Source organism: Bifidobacterium hapali, from assembly GCF_002259755.1.
GTDB classification, from domain to species: Bacteria; Actinomycetota; Actinomycetes; order Actinomycetales; family Bifidobacteriaceae; genus Bifidobacterium; species Bifidobacterium hapali.
Genome location: NZ_MWWY01000020.1, coordinates 42,977 through 61,692, shown reverse-complemented (window position 1 = coordinate 61,692; position 18,716 = coordinate 42,977). Strand labels below are relative to the sequence as shown.

Sequence of the window (18,716 nt, the reverse complement as noted above, 5' to 3'; positions counted from 1 at the left end):
GCGTGACAAGCAAAAGAGGATGTCTAGCGGTTGATGAGGACCGTTTGGCATCCCCTTATTGTTTGCTATTAGGCTTGGCTTTATATGTTTTCGCGTCGTCTGACAGACTTCGCGATCTTGCAACTGCAACCAGTCACCAGTTCGGGCAATATTTGTTAACGAATAATCGAATTGGCTTGTTATGAAGTGTATCTTGCAGTTCTAGGTTAATCAGCGGGATATCGTGCCGATATTCACTATGATGCGAATAGTAGAAAGCGTGGAATTCCGGGCTTTTCACTATTTCAGTTTTGCTCACAACAAGCGTCATACATGGCTCAGTAACCTAGAACTGCAAGATATACCCCACAACAAGCCACAATCCTCACCGACCATCCCCAATTACACCACAGAAGAGCCTGAACCATACTCAAGTCTCACTAAACACCAGTCTTTACCCATTAACCGATTTTCTTCGACTGTTCTTAGCGGTATGCCTCATTTCAATATATTCAGATAACTTTCAGCTACTATCTACGTAATGTACCGAAACGGGTGGTTATATGACTGTTAGCAGCTGAACAACTGCGAACAACTGAACTTCCTTTCTTCTTCTTCCTTCTCCTCGCTGATGAAGCCCGACCACCTACTGGTCGGGCTTCATTGCGTTAAGCAAGTTTTGCTATTGCTGGGGGTATAGGTTGGTGATGGTTATTGAGGGCTGTCGGCTTGCTTGAAAGGGGCGCCCCCTATTATGATGTCGTACGAATAGGCAGTAGACGACAAGCAAGGGGCCGACGATGCTGAATGACGATTGGACTGCGCAGACCCGTGGAACACAGGATGACGGGCTGCCAGACGTGCCACTTGACGATCTGTCATTCGACGTGGCTCATGAGTCAGAAGCCGAAACAAAACCTATTGACTTTAGTTTCCCACCCATTGAAACAGATTCGCAGCCTACCGTTACGCCCAGTGTCACCGGTGCTAGTCTGCCGAACCCTGACGCTGACGTTCCAGTACCGGATATCGCTGTTACGCCGATTAATGCATCGCCTGTGCCTCAGTCTGTTCCTGTGACTGATGGTGAGACTACACAAGTACTGCCGAGTATGGCTGCGCCCAATCCGGCAGAGCCAGTAGAAACAGGCGCTACGCAAGTATTGCCGGCTACCAAACCAGAGACTGAGTCGGTAGATAGTGGCGCGACACAAGTATTATCGCCTGCTCCACCGGTGCCACCATCACTGAATGCTCTGCCGCTTAACCCGACGATTGCAGCTGAAACTGACCATAGTGCTGGCAAGAGTGCCATTCCAGAGATCAGCGGTAGCAGCAATGTGGTGAGCGCTGATATGGAAGATTTCTCAGAGATCTCACAAACTGGTCCGATCGCACCAATCGGTGCACTTGGTACTGCACCCGCGTCAGTTCCGCCTACGAATGGGGCAGCCCCAGCTGTTGGACGAACTACTGCGTTCAATCCAAAGTTTGTAATTGGTGGAATCGCTGTAGTTGCTGCCGTAGCCGTGCTATCCGCGGGCGGCGCGTTCATGTGGAACAATCGCCAAAGTGATACCATGCGTGCTGACAAACTTATAGCTTGCCAAGCCGCATACAAGAGTTATCAAGATGCGGCTGACGCGTTAAAGACTGCGGTCAGCAAGAGCGCAAGTGCACAGAAAGTGACTACTGATCAGGTCGCTGATGCTGCGACTATTGCTGCGCTGAAGAAAGCGGTGAGCAACGCTAACTCACTCAATGAAGTGAGCGCTTGTGGCGAATCTGCCGGTGTTGACACGCTCACCAAGCAAACTGCTGATGCGAACACTGGTGCTGATCAAGCCAAAGAACTCGCCTCGTCGCTGACTCAAGCTGCGGATGCGGTGACTGCTAGCCAGACGAAGAAAACTGATGCAGACCGTGACAAGGTGAAGCAGCAGCTGACTACTGCTGTGGCCGATGCGCAGACTCGTCTTGACAATACGCTCGGTGCAGTAGCTGATGATGCAACTCGTCAAGCATTGCAGTCTGCGATTGATAAAGCAAACGAATTGCTCGGCCAGTCAAAGCCGGATGTTAAAGCTTTGCAGGATGCGTCCTCTGCATTGCAGACAGCACTTGATGACGTGAACAATTCTGCACAGGAACTCGCTGATCAGAATGCTGCAGCGGCTCAGCAAGCTGAAGCTCAGCGGCTAGCACAGCAACAAGCTGCGGCAGCGGCAGCGGCCGCAGCTGCCCAGCAGAAAGCTGCTGAGGAAGCTGCCGCAAAGGCTGCCGCTGATGCTGCTGCGAAGGCTGAAGCTGAGAAGAAAGCTCAGGAAGAAGCCCAGCAACAGCAGCAACAGCAGCAACAGCAGCAACAGCAGCCACCTACACCGGAAAGATAATACTGATCAGGAGTCAACTGATTCACCTTCTCCTAATACATCCGATCAGCCGGCGCAGTGAGTAACCAGTTGTTGCCGCGACGGCTCATCGCCGGCGATTACGCACCGCACGGATGAGCAGTCGCGGCAGCAGTACCGCAAGATACCCGAGATATCCAGCGACGAGAAACACCACGCCAAACCAGCGCACCTCGTCTACTAGCGATGACCAATCAATGAACCAACTGCCCACTTGCGTACAGATTCCATTGCTTGGACATTCATCGAGATACAGACCAATCGCCGCAAAGGTCTGTACGACACCTATGAGTGCGCTCACCAACGGGAACAATGCAGAGCGTAACGCCAAGCCGATGGACATCGTGGTGGTACTGGCATTGAGCGACTGTTCGCCGAGCGCCGCCGGACGCAACGCGTACAGACCGCACGTCACCAGCATCACTGGCGGTACGACGAAATTGAACATCAATGCTAATGCCATAATGAATTCGCCGCGCAACAGATTCAATACCAGCATCAGTCCATACATGATTGTCATGGTCAGCCAGCAGCCGAAACGCAATGTGTCCCGTTGAACCCACGCCACCATGCGACTGCTCACGCTCCCCGGTTGCGGCGCGAGGAACAGGCGACGAAGCCCGTACCGGCCGATCGCATAACAGGCAAACGCAATCGCTCCGTACAACAGCACTTGCAGCGCACAAGCAACAAGCGTGTTCCCGATCAGTGGCAAACCGTTTGATCGCATAAGATTCAGCCATTCACCCCAATCACGGTAGACATGCCAAGGGGTGAACCGGATATTACACCAGCCGAATCCTAGCGGGCCGATCATCGTACTCACGAGTGGAAACGACAGACTACCGGAGTGTGTTGCGCCGAGTGCAAGATTTGCCGCAGCAAGACCAATCGGCCAGAACGTCACCATACTGTACAGCCATATGAAGTCGGTAGGAGTGGTGAACTTGTCGTCAGGACCGCCGGTGAGCGGCATGAACGCGCCTGTGCCGAGCCCGAGTACAAGCATGAGCACAGCGAGCGTGATGGTGCCAATCCAATGTGCGCGATTCCACGTGAACAGTGGAAGCGATCGGCCATTGTCTCCATTGACTTGGCTTGGACGTGTTGTCGAGGTCATGTCGAACTCCTTTCCTTGAGTGATTCCTTGCTCGCTGTCGTTGAGCTAGTCGCTGATCGTTGCGATTGGGGAGACTAGCTGTGTTAACAGTTAGCGTGTTGCTGATAGTTTCAGCATAGAACGTGTGTGATTGGTGGGATGATAGTTGTCATAGTCACTATGACGTGGCTGTGTGGTGAACGTGATGCCATGATGGAATCGTGATTGATTGGAAGGTCGTGAAATGAGTAGTGTAGCGGAAGACGCGGCGAGTCAATTAGATGGTGCGCGCAGTATGAGTATGCATGATGGCGATGGTGATCGTATTCGTATCGGTATTGTGGACAACGATCCATATGCGGTGGGCGTGTTGGCGACGATGATTCGGCGCATGGATGTGCGATTTGATGTGATCTGGACGTGTACGCTTGGTGCGGTGGCGATCAGTCGATGCTTAGGGCGTGAGCTGAGACCTGATGTGTTGGTGACTGATATGTCGATGAATGATGCGCCTGGTACTGAAGTGTGTCGTGCAATTCGAGTCAAACGAGCGGATGTTGGTGTGGTTGGTGTGACGTCGTATGCGGTGGGCGCGTTTCGTGACGAAGCGGTGCGTTGCGGTATGCAAGCGCTGGTTGGTAAAACTGATTTAGCTGGTATGGTGGTTGCGATTCGACGTGCCGCACAAGGATTGTCGACTGATGGTGACGAGGATGACGATGATCGTGCGGGAGAGGAATCGCAAGTATCGCCACGATTTCTTGACGCTGCCAGTGCGCACGCGCTGTTAGAAGATTGCTCATATGATGCTGCTCGGGGCGCGCTTTCGCCCAAGGAATGCGATGTGTTGCGGCTGTACGCGGAAGGATTGACCACTAAAGAGATTGCTACTCAGCTCAATGTGGGCACGCCTACCGTTGCAACATTTGAACGTCGCGCGCTTACAAAACTCGGCGCTCGCAGCCGCGCTCACGCAATCTCACTATGCGTGCGACGACACATGTTCTAGTGGTCTGCGGCCTTACCAGTCTGCAGACGGAAGTGTAAGGTATGCGATATGGGTGCGATGATCTACCGATGGCGGCAACGTCTCGCTGATGCTGATCAACAGACTAATAATGCATGGCTGCTGATCGCTATACTAATCGTCGCATTAGCATGCACGATGGAAACAATGATATCGGTAGCTTCCAGCAGCATGTCGGTCGTCGACGCACTCTGCGCCTGCGCAAATGTGGCTACACTCATCTACATGGCGTTCCGCCCGGCGAGCGGAGCCCTAATCGCAAGTGCGCTATGGATTGCGCTGTGCTGTGCACCGGTCAAACAACCATCCGCCACATTACTAGCAATACTGGTTGCAATCGGCATACTCGGCTACGCATTCCGTCGCATATCAATACTCGTAACAGTAATCGCACTATCGGTCTGGCTCGTTACACAGGGCAACATCGCCAGCAGCAACATGATGTCCGATCCCAGTGATCACACGTTGTTTGGAACCGTCTCTATGACTGGCGTTACTCCAGTGATCGTACTATTTGCAGCGGCTTTATTCGCCGGCATGGCTGCACGATGGAATCATGAACGGCACACTACGCGCATGGAACTAGCCTATCGACGTAAACAAGCACGCACTGCGCGAGACATCCACGATTATGTATCGAACGATCTCGCATATTTGATCTTGCGACTCGACAAAGCAATCGCTGACGGTCGCAATCCGAGCATCGCCGAACTGCACGAGCTGCGCGACGTGGCATCCGGCGCGCTCGAACGCACGCATGAGGTCATCAACCTGATCGAAGATCGAACCAACAGAACTCGCAATGACGATACGCGCGGCATTCGCAATACTATCGTCCCTAACAGTTCAACAGTCCAGAACAGTAGCCCAGCATCACCAACAGTATCAGTCGACTGTCCTCTCGCAGCACGCGCGCGTATCATCGCGCACAACGGCGACCATCGCCTCGCCGAACTCGGTTTCAACGGACAAACAATCATCTCAAACACGAATACAGACGCCAAACCTGATGATCTCGTATTCGGTCTGTTAGAGGAACTCTACGGTAACATCGCCAAACATGCCGACCCACAAGCCGACTACATCCTCACCATCAGCATCGGCAACGATACCGTAACCATTGCGCTCGCCGACACCGCACTGACATCCGCAACCACGGAATCACCATCCGTTGTATCACACTCTCTTGGCACTGGACTGAGCCGATACCGCAATCTACTCGCCGAACGCGGCGGCACACTAATCATCAACAACCAGTCCGACCGCGAATGGTCCATGCTCGCGCAACTGCCAATCTGATCAAACTATAGATATTTGTCTATACACTCGCCCAATCGCAGCAGCCATTACGCTCAACACATTATGGTGAATGACAATACACAGAACGTAGGTGAGTCGGCGAAGGAGCACATCATGGAACAGCTGAATTTCAAACGCATTATCGCAGCCGCAGCGGCGCTCGCAGTAATCGCGGCAGGCATAGTATGGATGAATCGCGACAGATTAATACTCGCGAATCGGCCGCTGGTCATCGCATATAAACATGATACGGATCGGCAGAATGCGGCCGGTAGCGCATGGGCAAAAACCGTCGCCGAGGCATGCGGTTGCGAGATTGAATGGCATGACGTAACCCCCGACACTACGGAAGGTAAATACGCCTATCACATGGACAGCTACTCGTCGGACGTCCTGCCCGGCGTCAACAAGCCGGATGTGTTCATCAGCTTCGACGGCATTACCGACCGATATTCGACGATTACGCAAGGTACGAAAAACTATTTGAATCTGCGCGATTATCTTGACCAAATGCCGAACGTGAGCGAATACTTCCATGAAGTTCCAGCCGCGTTCGTCGCAGCTCAAGAAGCTGATGGGCATATTCTGTCGATTCCCGGCGATTCTGGTGCGGATTTCGACGGAGCGAGCGCGTACATGTTTATCAACCGAGCATGGCTTGATCGGCTTGGATTGGCAGTGCCTACAACGTGGGATGAGCTGAAGCATACGCTTATCGCGTTCCGTGATCAAGACCCGAATGGTAACGGTAAAGCCGATGAAATACCGTTCGCGATTCGACCTACCATTGCAGACTCCACGCAGTTTGACGATGTGCTCACATCGAGACCGGATAGCTGGCAGCTGCTACTCAATTCGACGGGTATTGTTACGCAACTGAACGAATATCTTGGGCAAATGGGATATACCGTGCACGATGGAACGGTTGATAGTTATTATGATTCCGACAATCTGCGCCGTGTGGCCGCGTATCTGGCTGATCTGGCTAGCGAAAGGTTGATTACGAAGGACTCATTCCTCGCTACGTATACGCGTAAGCAGAGAAACGATCAACTGTCTGAGGAAGCACAGTCGGGCGGGAGTATTGACGATATTGCGTATATGCCGCACGTGACTGATGCTTCTGTTGCGAGTACGAACCGTGACGGTACGCTGCCGGGCGATTCCGGTGCTGCTACTGCTGCGGTGACTTCGCCAGTATCGGCTTCTGTTCGTCTTGCTGATCAAAAGAAGCCGATAGGACTTACTGACGTTGCGTATTACCAACTATTGGCTGGCACAACGCCGACCGTGGGCGTAGCGTTTGCTGCGGATGCGTCAGCGTTCGGCACCAACGCTGACCAGTACGAGGCGATACCAGTGCCGGCTGAAAAGCCCGGAACCACAGTGACCTGGGATCGCAGTAGCCGTGCTCGCTTCAACCTAACTGGCGTCTCAGTGCGTGTCGATACGCGCAAGCGTGAGCAGGCGTTGAAGGCAGTGGATGCGCTATTTCGTGAGGACGTATCGCTCGCGCAATACTATGGTGATCGCAACGTTGATATTAAAAACGCGGGTGATCATTATGAGGTTACGGTTCGCGATGATGATACCAACGGACATGGCTACGCTTTCGCCGGCTGGATTCGACCGGGAACAGTGATTACCGGCGAGACACGTCGCGACTTGCATCGTGCGGCTGACGAACAGTATCACAGCCTGTATCGCAATGTCGCCGATAACGATCTCATGCCGTTGGGATTCAATTTCCGCGCGGAGGATTACTACCGTTCGAGCTATACTTCATCGGACTCGTTAAGCGACGAATATGCTGCAACGGCGATTTTCGAACATAGCGCAGGCGGTGCTGAAGCAGAACCTCTACCCACAGCAAATGACGAAGTTACGCGCATCGTGCAAGAACTATACGACACCTACACCAAGCGTGACCAGACGCTGCAGTGAACTGGTGTGTTTTTTGACGTGACGTATCAGGTGGCGTCTTGGCCCCCTCGGCTGAGGGGGCTTGATCAGGAATGTTTAGCGGGGGAGTTCTATGAATACGCTGAATACGCCGTGATCGGCGAACGTGTCTATTGAGCCGCCACGGCGCTGTATGGTTTTGCGCTGCCGGGCGAGTCCTGTGCCGGAGCTGAGTGCTGCATTATCGAGTATGAGCCGGGTCGCGATATCGTTTTCGCAACGGATACGTAGTTCATGGTCGGCAAGAGTTAGCGTCATCGCATACCATCCACCATCAGACTGACCGTGAGCGGCAATGTTAGCGTACAGTTCGCCCAACAGCGTGCGTATATCAGCATCTTCGATAATATCGGTTAACGGTCGGGTGCCGTTAACCGCCACTGTAGTCTCTCCGTGGAAGCCGAGCGCATGCAAATCGTGATCATGCTGGCGTAAGTATTGAATGAACGTATCCGGCAGATTCGCTGCGTTGTTAGGCTCGTTAGGTTTGGCTGACGATGATACTACAGACTTGGCTGGCGATGACTGCGGTATCGAATCGGCGTCTGCGATCACCTGTGTTGTGCCCGTACTGATTTTCGGTTGTGTCTTTGGCTGATCGGACGACAACAGTTCGATAGCCTTACGCGTGGAAGTGAGCGCTGACACAACATGCTCGTGGATGATAGGGATACGTGGATCGGGCGTGGGTGCGGGAGATTCGGACGTCTCATCAGTCGATGAACTACTGCCGGCTAAGTTATCTGCCTCGTCGCCAAGCTGATATGACGGTCGAGTAATCAGCGCAACATACGTAAGTTCACTCGTCACCGCATCATGAATCATCCGCTGCAATGCAGCATCATGTTGCATGTGCTGCAACTGTTGAGAATCCGCACGTAACTGAGCTGTTTCTCGTTCCAACTGTGCCTGCTGACGCAATCGCTCGTTCAATCGCAACGCGTACCCAGCAGCATAAGCAGCCAGACACATGACCACGCAATCGTAGTCGGGAAACATGAAACCAGCGATAAGAATGAAATGCCAGCGCGGAAGAGCATACGACAGACAAACAATAGTGATGCACGAAACTGAGATAGCCGGCCGCGCTCGTTTCGCCGTGAGCCCCATGGACCATGCGATCGGCCACGTCATGATATACGAGATAAACGGCGACATGCCGATCTTCCAGAACAATGCTATCGATACAGCACACAATCCGGTTATCAGCAGTCCGCCCGTAATAGGCAGTACTGTTGAGATTGCAGTGAAAACGGCAAGGAGTATATACGCCCACTGACGTGCCGTATCCCCGCCGGTCATATGTTGTAATCCATCGTTGGCAAACAGCGAGAACAGCCATATCGCCAGACTTGCACTCATGACCATGTGAATGATGTTGCGACGCAGATACGTTAGGACACGTCGCAGCACATTGAGGTAGGGCTGTTGCGTTGCGTGTTCTTCGGCAGCAAAGTTGGCTGATGATGTTGCAGTTTCGGCAGTGGAGTCGGCTGACGGCGAGGTGATGTGTCGATTTCGGTATGGTGTGAGTAGTCGTTCGATTGGCGACTGCTTGGGCGCGCGATGCTTAGGCATGATCATTGCCTCCCGAATCGTTCCTGCCATGCGATGATGGCTGCCGCCGTACTGGCCGCGCCGAGCTTGGCTTTCGCATGAGCCATCGTGTTGCGCGCCGTCGAATCGCTAATACCAAGCGCTTTCGCAGTAATCTTATACGAACCGGTACGTGCGTAACTGCGCAATACGGCCTGTTCTCGCTCGCTCAACGTTGCCGCATCAGTATTGGCATTGCTGCTGGTGGCAAAGTCATTGACCATGCGAAACGCGTCGATCGGCGTGCGGAATCGCACGGACGGCATGGTCGGGCAGTAGGTTTGATTGTCCGCCACGGCGCGGATACCAGCGAGTAGTTCGGCATTCGCGTCTTTAGTAACGAGTCCTTGCGCACCAGCGGCCGCAAGATCAGCCGCATATTGCGACGGTGGAAACGCAGTAATACCGAGAATACGAATATCGGACAGTTTGCTACGGATTGCCCGGCATACGTCAACCCCAGTCGTATCAGTTAACGACATATCAAGTAACAGTACATCCGGTCGAGTTTGTGGCTGCATAACCAGCCGTTGAGCAACATCCGCGTCGGAACGGTCCCAGATTACTGAATAACGGCCATCTTGCTCGATGATCTGTTTCAACGCCTGCCGTGTGAACCGGTCGTTGTCTACAATCGCCACCGTCGGCTGTGACTGCTCCATCGGCGCCCCCTCGCTATCGCCCTGTTCTGCCAGTGATTCTACCAACTGAATCGTATCAGTACAAGTATGTGCACATTGGCTGGATGCCATACCTGAGATTCGTATAGACGTTTGTCTATTACCGGGATGTATGCGGTGCATGCCGGGCATGGGTTTTCTACGATGAAAGTGTATTTGTAACCGGGGAAGGTGATTGCGATGAGACATATGGCATGGTGGCGTAGGATTTGCGTGATTGCTGTGGCTATGGTGATGGTGTGTGGTGTTGCTGGTTGTGGGGCTGGTGATACGCAGGCTAGTACTGTGGCGGCTTCGGATGATTATATTGATCAGTTGTTTGCGCGTGATCGTGGCCAGAAGATCGCATCATCGTTTGATGAGCGGATTGATCAGACTATTACGGGGGTTGAGCATGATAGTGAGTTGGAGGAGCTTGATCCTACTGGCGAGTATAAGGAGCGTAAGTTGGAGATACTCCGACGTACTAAGCAGGCGGGTTCTATGTCGGCTGCTGATTATGAGAGTATATGGGCGAATTATCGTCAGTGTATGACGGATCGTGGGTATAAGAACATTATTCTGCTCAAGCAAGTGAATGGTGTATATACGGAAGCTGGTCATCGTATTGATCGGAATAATCCGAGGGAGCGTACTTATACGAAAGACATGATGGAGTGTGGCATCATCCATACCGGATACCTGAATAGCTTGTATAAGGATCAGCAGGGTAATCCGAATTTGTTTAAGAATCCTTTTGAGGGTGCGTTGGATTGTATGCATCGTAATAATTATGTGCCTAAGGATTATTCGTTGGATGATCTTAAGCATGATTTGTATGGGGATGTGACTGATAAGAGTCAGTTGAAGGCTGATATTTATGGTGCACAGATTCCGTCGTGTTTAATCGCGAATAATATTACGGTACTTCCAGAAGACGCACCATTAGAGGAGCTCTGATGAAATATCTGTTTGACGTTGTGTTGCCTGTTGCTGTAGTGACGGCAGCGCAACGTCTATTGAACGGGTAAGGATGATTATGTGTTACGTGGATGTGCGCGATGTGGGGCACCGGTTCAACGGGACGGACGTGCTGTTTGAGCATGTGAGTTTCCGGATTGCGGCGGGGGAAACAATGGCGGTGTGTGGTCCGTCTGGCTGTGGCAAGTCGACGTTGTTGTCGATTCTTGCAGGATGGGTAACGCCTATGAGCGGAAGTGTGGAGCGTGTCGGCGTCAAGCGCGTTGGATGGGTGTTTCAAAACCCGTATGGCGTGCCCGAACGAAGTGCGTTAGACCATGTAGCATTTCCGTTGCTAGCGAAAGGCATGTTGCGATCTGCTGCCGAGCGTGAGGCGTTGGATGTGATGGCCATGTTCGACCTGCATGAGGTGGCAGATCGTCCGTTTTCTGCATTGTCTGGCGGCGAGGCTCAACGGCTCATGCTAGCCCGCGCTGTGTGTGCTCATCCCGACATGTTGCTCGTGGATGAGCCTACTGCTCAGTTGGATACGCGTACCGCTAACGGAGTGAGCCATGTGCTCGGTGCGCTCGCCGGACAGGGAATGATTGTGGTCGTGGCTACGCATAATGAGCAGACGCGCGATGCATGTCAGCGTGTGCTTGATCTGGAACGTTATGCGCCTACTGCATAGTGAGTCACCTTATGCATAGACGTTCGTCTATTGCCGGGATGTATGCGGTGCATGGCGAGCATAGGCTTTCTACGATGATGGTATACCTGTTGATCTTTTAGGGAAGGTGATTGCGATGTGGCATCGAACAACTGAGCGCAATACGCAAGGCCATCAACGGGTTGCACGCATCGGTATCGCATGGTTAGTTCTAGCCATCGTCGTATCCGTCGCCCTCACTGCAACTGCATGCGCACTGTTGCTGCCCGACCGCGAACCGGCCATTCTATCCCGCCCGGGCGAAGTCACTACGGTCACGGTATCTACGCAACAGTATTCCGGCAGTCGACAGGTATCAGTCACACCAGTACTCAGCGAAGCACAACAGTTGACCACTACAGCTGTCGGTACCATTACCGAAGTCATGTTCACTGGCGGCACACTCAACAGTGGCACTGCAATCATGCGCGTAGACGACAATCCAGTCGTCGCGTTGCATACAGACGTGCCGCTCTACCGCGATCTTGCACTCGACATGACCGGTGCGGATGTGCAAGCACTCAATCGAGAACTCGGGCGGCTCGGACTGTTCGCTCAGCACGGTGGCGACCCGGAGTCGAACCGATACACGTGGACCACGCAAATGGCCGTGCAATCACTGATGGTCGGTGCTGGTATCGGGGACGGATACGATGGCGCAACATTAGCACTGCGTAATGTGGTATGGCTACCTGATCAGTCCGATACGGTGAGCAATTGGCAACCGAGACGCGGCCACTCGCTTGCGCCAGGCGCTGTAATCGGTACGATTGCGGGAACCTTGACACGGCTTGATGTGGCCGGTATTGCCGCAAGTGCGCAGCCGCGTGTGCTGATCGTCGCTGGCGTAACGGTTACTCTTCCGGCAGAGAAAACCAATATTGAAGACCGCAAAGCACTCGATCAAGTACAGGCGAGCGATCAATACCGTCAACAGATCGGTTCTGCCACTGGTAGCGCGGCATCCTCACCCGACGGTTCGTCAAGTGGCTCTGGCATTCAACCGCTCGCCGCAACGCTAAGCCTCGACAAGCCGATTGAAGTGCTTCGCGTGCCGGCAGCTGCGGTATTTGGCTTGGACGGCACCACGGGATGCGTTGCATCTGCTAGCAAATCGATTCCCGTATCCGTGGTCGGTTCTGAACTCGGCGTCAGTCTCGTCACTCTTGATGGTGGTGCGTCGAATTTCCCCTCAACAGTAGACATCGGTTCCGCAATCACCGGGCATCAATGCAAATAGGTTGGTTTTAACAATTCGGAACACACTGGGCATAAGAGAGGAGGGGCATAATGCGGTTGCGCATATTGTTTTCAGAAAGCTGGCGTAATATCGCCTCCGGTACGAGTCGAGCGGTTGCGTTCATGCTGGCCGTCATGGTGTGTGCGCTGCTCGGCGGCGGATATGATCTGATCACGGTTCTCGGGCAGGAACAAAACGCAGCTACACGTATCGGCGCATTAGCGGACGGCGTCAACATCACCGGTCAAGACAATATTGATGGCGCTGCCTGTGACTCACTAGCCGCCGTATCTCATGGACCATATGCTGCGGGCAGTATGCGCGACGGTACGGCAGTTACCCCACTAGCGGCTCCTGGCAAATCACTTACGCGTTACCAAGTCTCGCCGGGTATGATTACGCTCATCGCCGGCAGTGAGACACCGGTGCAACGTGCGGATACGTCCGGTATCTGGCTGTCCCGCGATTTAGCCACAACACTGGGCGTGCTGCCCGGTAGTGACATGCCAACCGATGTCGGCGTCATGCATGTTGCCGGAATATTCGCATGGCCCAATGATGGGCGAGACACGAGGTTCGCCTACGCGATTATTGAACCGGTAAGCGTTTCCGGAGTATTCAACGAATGTTGGGCGAGGCAATGGCCGACATCTGACCAAACCGAATCATTACTGTTCTCAACGCTCATCATTGCGAACGTGGATGAAGCGTCAACCAACATGAGTGCGGCTGCTGCTACGCGTGCCATCAATGCTAATTACGGGCAAGGCTATGATGCGCTCGCACTGTATCGCGGACGCATAACACATTGGATGCCACTGGTCGGCTGTGCTGCGGGCATGTTGATCGGAATACTTAGCGTGCGACGGCGTCGGCTTGAATATGCTGGCGCTCTACATTGCGGTCAACGCAAAGCTGATCTGCTGTCGGTACTTGGTGTAGAAACTGGCGTATGGGCTGGGGTAGGTGCTCTGGCAGCGGGTTGTGTGCTATCGGTAGTTGCCTTGAGATGGGCAAATGATTCTGCGATTACAGTGCTACTGGGTGTAATTCGCACGCCTGCCGCTGTATTCGGTGGCGTATTACTGGGCGCGTTAATTGCTGGAGGATGTATTCGCGAACGATATCTGTTCCGATACTTCAAGAACCGGTAAGTTGTGGGCATGTACTGACTATGTGGGTATCCACTGTTCATCAAAACGCACAATCATGGCGTTTGATGAACAGTGGATACCCACATAGTCAGAAAGAAAGGATCAGCCAACCGAACGTTGAGCGGTTTCCGCACCGAAGAAGCCGACCACAAGCATCGACAGGATTGCAATCACACTGATCGACACGAAAATCGAGGTCGCGCCGAGCGCGGTAAGCATCCAACCGACCACCATTGGCATCAGCACGTTGAGCAGTTTCGCGATCGCATTCGCTAATCCTACGCAACGGAAGCGTACCTTGGTTGCGAACAGTTCCGGCGCATACACGGCCACAACCGAAGCCATCAGCGTGTACAGGCACATCATGAGCAGGAATCCGACAATAATTGCGCCAACAGTCGAGGTCTGGAACGCATACGCCATACCGAACACGCCAGTAAATAGGAATGCGGGAACAATCGTACGCTTACGACCAATGCGATCAATAAGCAGCGATCCAATCAAGCAACCGACCGGTGCGCCGAGCATCATCAGGGTAGACGTTGTCAGTGATGAGGAGAGGTTAATACCACGCTTGACAAGGATTGTCGGCACCCACGAGGTAAACGCGTATGAGCATACGTTGGTTGCGCCAACAGCCACGATCGCCACAAACAAGCAAATACCGAGTGAGCGGCCACCGGCATTACGGTTCTGGGCTGCGGCATCGCTGGCCGCAGCTGTAGTTACAGGTTCGGAACCGTTGACTTCCATCTGTTTGACGATCGCGTCGGCCTCATCATACCGGCCGTGCACGGCCAGCCAGCGCGGAGATTCAGGAATATCACGACGCAGCCACCAAATCACGGCTGCAACCACGCCGATGCCAATAAACAGCGGGCGCCAGCTCCACCGCGGAATAATGAACGCGCACAGCAACATGGCGATCGGTACGCCGCAGTTTGCAACGAGGGAAACAATCGCGCACCAGTGACCGCGACGGTTCATCGGAGCAAACTCGTTAACCATTGCGAATCCGGTCACGATTTCCGCGCCGAGGCCAAGACCTGCGCCAAGTCGACACAAGGAGAGCACGGCCATATTCGGTGCGAACGCGCCGAGGAATGTGAAACCGCCGAACAGGAGCAGGTTGATTTGGTAAGCAACGCGCCGGCCTTTAAGATCGCCAACAAAACCGGCCAGCAGGGAACCGATCAGCAGGCCAAGGAATCCAGCTGACATAAACGTAGAATTCTGCGCAACAGTAGACCAGCCAGTGGCCAGTGCGCTCGATGCGACCGCAGACCCGATATAAACGTCAATACTATCCATCAGCATGCCGGCTGCAACCAGTGCAACAATGCGATGGAACATGGGAGTTTCATGTGCGCGATCTACGCGCGAAATAATATGGTGAACCTGCTCCTGATCAACGGTGGCTGCACTCGCGGGAGTGCTGGCGGCCGTTGCGGTGGTGATCTGCTGTTCGGCAGCAGTCATGATGGAACCTCTACTTGTTGACTCTTGGCTGGCGAATCGCGGTGGTTGCGTTCCCATTGTGTGGGAGGCAACGGCGTCGATTCGGCATACAGCCTTGAATCGTGTTCGTCTACCCGTTGTGCGGATTGATAAACCTTGTCGAATAGATTAGGTGAGTGCTGAAAGAATGCGGGAGAGTGGTCACATAATGGACTGTTTTCGGCGTGTTGCGACAATGTGCGATGCCGCTGTGGTTCTGCGATAGCTTATGTGTAGCGGTACAATTATGGTTGCGTTATTATGGAATCGCGTGTGTAACTTGTGCTGTAATCTCAACGACGATAGCATGTATACCGATACATATAGCTTGCGATTGATCTCTGCGCGGCACTAGACGTAGAGATCAGTAATAAGTCATGGCTTAATGACGGAGGAACAGCAACGATGACGTGCAGCGAGCATTCCACAATCACCAGTCAAATCACCGGTCAGTTAAAAACCCAGTTGCCAATACAATGGCAAGCACAGATGATCGGTGGGTCAGACGATACCGTGGCAGTAGATCCTGATCATATCGGTGCGCGGATGCGTCGCCCGCCAGTCATTCGTTGTGATTTCTCAGTTACTGGTACGCCGGTCGCTGCACGGTTAATCGTCACTGCTTGGGGACTGTTCGAGGCGCAGATCAACGGTAGTCGAGTAGGTGACGACGTCCTTGCACCGGGCTGGACTGTGTACGATACGCGCTTACCGTACTGGACATACGACGTAACTGAGTTGGTTCATGATGGCACGAATGTAATGGGCTTCTGGCTCGGCGACGGTTGGTATCGCGGTCGTATCGGATTCGGCGGTGGCAAGGAAGACTGCTATGGCAGTCGTCTTGGACTATTCGCACAGCTAGAAATCACCAATGCAGACGGCACCATCACGACGATCGCATCAAACGCTGACGATGGCGCATGGCAGGCTGGTTACGGGCCAATCCTCGCCAGCGGCCTGTATGAAGGCGAAATTTTCGATGCGCGCGAAGGTGCGGACCCGTTCGTGCCAGTCGCAGATGAAACGATCGAGTCCTCAGCTGAACCCTCAGCCGCCGTAGCATCATCGGCAAACGCAACGACCACTCTCACCAATCGTGAGTGGCATCCCGTCGAGCCACTTGACTTTGACCAATCGGTCCTCTATCCAGCCGTCACATCCACTGCAGTACACTGCGTCGGCGAACATCATCCGACCTCGATCACGCAGCTTACAGACGGCCGTTGGCTCGTCGACTTCGGCCAAAACTGTACGCAACGCGTCGTCCTGAACATTCCAAAAGTCGAATCCGGTCACGAAATCGACATTCAACATGTCGAAGTCATCAACCCAGACGGCACGCCAGCCACGCGTCCGCTACGCCGCGCAGTCCAGCACGACCGATACATCAGCGACGGTAACCCAGCCGTGTGGGAGCCACGATTCACTATGCACGGCTTTAGATACGCAGTCATCGGCGGCTGGCCTGCAGATCGACCGCTCACAGCCAACGACCTCTACACGCACGTCTACAGTTCCGCAACCCACCGCATCGGCTGGTTCTCCTGCTCAAACTCGCGCGTCAACCGACTCGCCGAAAACGCGCGCTGGTCAATGCTATCCAACTTCGTATCGATTCCCACCGACTGCCCACAACGCGACGAACGATTCGGCTGGACCGGTGATATTGCCGTATTCGCGCCCACTGCAACATACCTGTACGACGTTGCCGACTTCCTCGACAGCTGGCTCGATGACGTGGCGATCGAAACCGAGCATTGGGGAACCGTGCCATATTACGTGCCGTATCCGTATCCGGGATGGGGTAAGCCGAGCGCGGTCGCATTGTGGAGCGATGCGGTAACAATGGTGCCGTGGGCACTATACGAGGCGAGTGGCAACGTTAACATCCTGCGCCGGCATATTGCACTTGCACGGCGGTGGATGGATGAAGTCGCAGGACTACTCGCCGCAGATGGCGTGTGGGATAAGAAGCCCGACGTGTGGTGCGGTCAGCTTGGCGACTGGCTCGACCCGACTGCGCCGCCAGACGATGCAGCTCGCGCGATGACTGAAAAACCGCTTGTCGCTACCGCGTTTGCCGCGCATTCGGCTACGCTTATCGCACGTATGCTGCGGGTGATTGCGGGTGCGGTTGCCGCTGGCGATAGCGGTGCGACTGCTACGGACAAACTTGCGCAGGATGATTTGCAAGATGCTCTACGGGATGCCGAACACTACGAATCGCTAGCCGCGCATATTCGCGCCGGATTCCGTGCCCGGTTCGTACATGGCGACGGCACCATGACCTCAGATACACAGTGCGCATACGCGTTACTCATCGCGCTCGATTTACTCGCCGGGGACGCGGACCGTGATCGGCTGGTTGCGGCGGCTGGCGAGCGCTTGGCAGCACTCGTGCGCGAGCGCGGATTCGTGGTTGGTACCGGATTCGCCGGCACGCCGTTCGTACTGCCTGCCTTATGTGCGACTGGTCATGCAGATGAGGCGTTTTCGCTGTTCTTGTCTGATGCGTGTCCGTCGTGGCTGTATCAGGTGCGTATGGGTGCGACAACCACATGGGAACGTTGGGATTCAATGCTGCCGAACGGCGAAGTCAATCCTGGAGACATGACCTCGTTCAACCATTACGCATTCGGGTCGGTGCTCGATTGGATGCACACGGCGATCGGCGGATTGCAATTGGCTGACGCTGGATGGCGGCGCGTACGTGTCGCGCCGTGTCTTGCGGCAGCGTTCGCACACGGTATTACCTCCGGTTCTGCTGCACATGATACGCCGTTTGGCAAGGTGTCGGTTGCGTGGAGTGTGGATGATCGAGCGGCGACTGATGGTGCTACTGATGGTACTGGACAGTCGACGGTTCGTTTAACCGTTGATATTCCGCAAGGTGTGGTTGCCGAACTTGGTGTTGCTGCGGTTGACGGTACTGGCCGTCGCCTATCTGCGGGAGACACGCTCAGCGCGGGCAAGCACGAGCTTGCTGTCACCCTCTGATCGCACGTGTGTGAGTGTTGCGGTGTGGGTGATTCATCTCATGGTGTGGTAAACCTCCCATGATGCGGTATTTTTCTCATGGTGCGGTAAACCTCCCATGATGCGGTTTGTGAAAACGGCT

Annotated in this window: 13 protein-coding genes; 9 read left to right on the top strand and 4 right to left on the bottom strand. The window is 54.0% G+C overall.

Annotated elements, in window-relative coordinates:
- Window positions 1–779 precede the first annotated feature (779 nt).
- Window positions 780–2,372 (top strand): hypothetical protein, encoded by a 1,593-nt coding sequence (locus tag BHAP_RS04410; protein WP_094729538.1) that lies wholly within the window; start codon window positions 780–782, stop codon window positions 2,370–2,372.
- A gap of 85 nt (window positions 2,373–2,457) precedes the next feature.
- Here the strand turns inward: BHAP_RS04410 and BHAP_RS04405 are convergent, their stop codons facing one another.
- Window positions 2,458–3,510 (bottom strand): hypothetical protein, encoded by a 1,053-nt coding sequence (locus BHAP_RS04405; protein WP_094729537.1) that lies wholly within the window; start codon window positions 3,508–3,510, stop codon window positions 2,458–2,460.
- Window positions 3,511–3,733: 223 nt separating this feature from the next.
- Between BHAP_RS04405 and BHAP_RS04400 the strand changes: the two genes are divergently transcribed.
- The 3 genes from BHAP_RS04400 (at window position 3,734) to BHAP_RS04390 (ending at window position 7,759) form a co-directional block, all read left to right on the top strand.
- Entirely contained in the window at window positions 3,734–4,498 is a 765-nt protein-coding gene (locus tag BHAP_RS04400; RefSeq protein ID WP_244569295.1) for a response regulator transcription factor, read from the top strand.
- A 48-nt stretch (window positions 4,499–4,546) separates the two neighbouring features.
- The gene (locus BHAP_RS04395; protein WP_244569294.1) at window positions 4,547–5,815 is read left to right on the top strand and encodes a sensor histidine kinase; all 1,269 of its coding nucleotides are present in this window, start codon (window positions 4,547–4,549) and stop codon (window positions 5,813–5,815) included.
- 114 nt (window positions 5,816–5,929) lie between these two features.
- Window positions 5,930–7,759, top strand: coding sequence for a type 2 periplasmic-binding domain-containing protein (locus BHAP_RS04390; protein ID WP_094729536.1), 1,830 nt, complete (start codon window positions 5,930–5,932; stop codon window positions 7,757–7,759).
- Window positions 7,760–7,834: 75 nt separating this feature from the next.
- On the opposite strand, the gene BHAP_RS04385 is transcribed toward BHAP_RS04390, so the two are convergent.
- Together BHAP_RS04385 and BHAP_RS04380 are read right to left on the bottom strand one after the other, a co-directional pair.
- Window positions 7,835–9,385, bottom strand: a complete 1,551-nt coding sequence (locus BHAP_RS04385; protein ID WP_143248734.1) for a hypothetical protein — start codon at window positions 9,383–9,385, stop codon at window positions 7,835–7,837.
- Entirely contained in the window at window positions 9,358–10,125 is a 768-nt protein-coding gene (locus tag BHAP_RS04380) for a response regulator transcription factor (RefSeq protein ID WP_158216429.1), read from the bottom strand. The genes BHAP_RS04385 and BHAP_RS04380 overlap by 28 nt, the downstream gene beginning before the upstream one ends.
- A gap of 108 nt (window positions 10,126–10,233) precedes the next feature.
- Between BHAP_RS04380 and BHAP_RS04375 the strand changes: the two genes are divergently transcribed.
- The 4 genes from BHAP_RS04375 to BHAP_RS04360 all read left to right on the top strand — a co-directional run bounded on the left by BHAP_RS04375 (window position 10,234) and on the right by BHAP_RS04360 (window position 14,098).
- Window positions 10,234–10,992: a hypothetical protein gene (locus BHAP_RS04375; RefSeq protein ID WP_143248733.1), complete on the top strand. Its 759-nt coding sequence runs from the start codon at window positions 10,234–10,236 to the stop codon at window positions 10,990–10,992.
- A 73-nt stretch (window positions 10,993–11,065) separates the two neighbouring features.
- Complete coding sequence (locus BHAP_RS04370) at window positions 11,066–11,686, top strand: ABC transporter ATP-binding protein (RefSeq protein WP_094729532.1); 621 nt, start codon at window positions 11,066–11,068, stop codon at window positions 11,684–11,686.
- A gap of 115 nt (window positions 11,687–11,801) precedes the next feature.
- Complete coding sequence (locus BHAP_RS04365; protein WP_094729531.1) at window positions 11,802–12,944, top strand: hypothetical protein; 1,143 nt, start codon at window positions 11,802–11,804, stop codon at window positions 12,942–12,944.
- A 50-nt stretch (window positions 12,945–12,994) separates the two neighbouring features.
- Complete coding sequence (locus BHAP_RS04360) at window positions 12,995–14,098, top strand: hypothetical protein (protein ID WP_094729530.1); 1,104 nt, start codon at window positions 12,995–12,997, stop codon at window positions 14,096–14,098.
- Window positions 14,099–14,200: 102 nt separating this feature from the next.
- Here the strand turns inward: BHAP_RS04360 and BHAP_RS04355 are convergent, their stop codons facing one another.
- Window positions 14,201–15,577 (bottom strand): MFS transporter, encoded by a 1,377-nt coding sequence (locus BHAP_RS04355; RefSeq protein ID WP_094729529.1) that lies wholly within the window; start codon window positions 15,575–15,577, stop codon window positions 14,201–14,203.
- A gap of 423 nt (window positions 15,578–16,000) precedes the next feature.
- On the opposite strand from BHAP_RS04355, the gene BHAP_RS04350 reads away from it, so the two are divergent.
- The gene (locus tag BHAP_RS04350) at window positions 16,001–18,595 is read left to right on the top strand and encodes an alpha-L-rhamnosidase (RefSeq protein ID WP_094729528.1); all 2,595 of its coding nucleotides are present in this window, start codon (window positions 16,001–16,003) and stop codon (window positions 18,593–18,595) included.
- Window positions 18,596–18,716 lie beyond the last annotated feature (121 nt).

Excerpts from the sequence above, each read along its gene's own strand:
- BHAP_RS04405 (WP_094729537.1), bottom strand. The coding sequence starts at position 3,510 with ATGACCTCGACAACACGTCCAAGCCAAGTCAATGGAGACAATGGCCGA.
- BHAP_RS04400 (WP_244569295.1), top strand. The coding sequence starts at position 3,734 with ATGAGTAGTGTAGCGGAAGACGCGGCGAGTCAATTAGATGGTGCGCGC.
- BHAP_RS04395 (WP_244569294.1), top strand. The coding sequence starts at position 4,547 with ATGGGTGCGATGATCTACCGATGGCGGCAACGTCTCGCTGATGCTGAT.
- BHAP_RS04410 (WP_094729538.1), top strand. The coding sequence starts at position 780 with ATGCTGAATGACGATTGGACTGCGCAGACCCGTGGAACACAGGATGAC.
- BHAP_RS04365 (WP_094729531.1), top strand. The coding sequence starts at position 11,802 with ATGTGGCATCGAACAACTGAGCGCAATACGCAAGGCCATCAACGGGTT.
- BHAP_RS04390 (WP_094729536.1), top strand. The coding sequence starts at position 5,930 with ATGGAACAGCTGAATTTCAAACGCATTATCGCAGCCGCAGCGGCGCTC.
- BHAP_RS04355 (WP_094729529.1), bottom strand. The coding sequence starts at position 15,577 with ATGACTGCTGCCGAACAGCAGATCACCACCGCAACGGCCGCCAGCACT.
- BHAP_RS04370 (WP_094729532.1), top strand. The coding sequence starts at position 11,066 with ATGATTATGTGTTACGTGGATGTGCGCGATGTGGGGCACCGGTTCAAC.
- BHAP_RS04380 (WP_158216429.1), bottom strand. The coding sequence starts at position 10,125 with ATGGCATCCAGCCAATGTGCACATACTTGTACTGATACGATTCAGTTG.
- BHAP_RS04360 (WP_094729530.1), top strand. The coding sequence starts at position 12,995 with ATGCGGTTGCGCATATTGTTTTCAGAAAGCTGGCGTAATATCGCCTCC.
- BHAP_RS04350 (WP_094729528.1), top strand. The coding sequence starts at position 16,001 with ATGACGTGCAGCGAGCATTCCACAATCACCAGTCAAATCACCGGTCAG.
- BHAP_RS04375 (WP_143248733.1), top strand. The coding sequence starts at position 10,234 with ATGAGACATATGGCATGGTGGCGTAGGATTTGCGTGATTGCTGTGGCT.
- BHAP_RS04385 (WP_143248734.1), bottom strand. The coding sequence starts at position 9,385 with ATGGCAGGAACGATTCGGGAGGCAATGATCATGCCTAAGCATCGCGCG.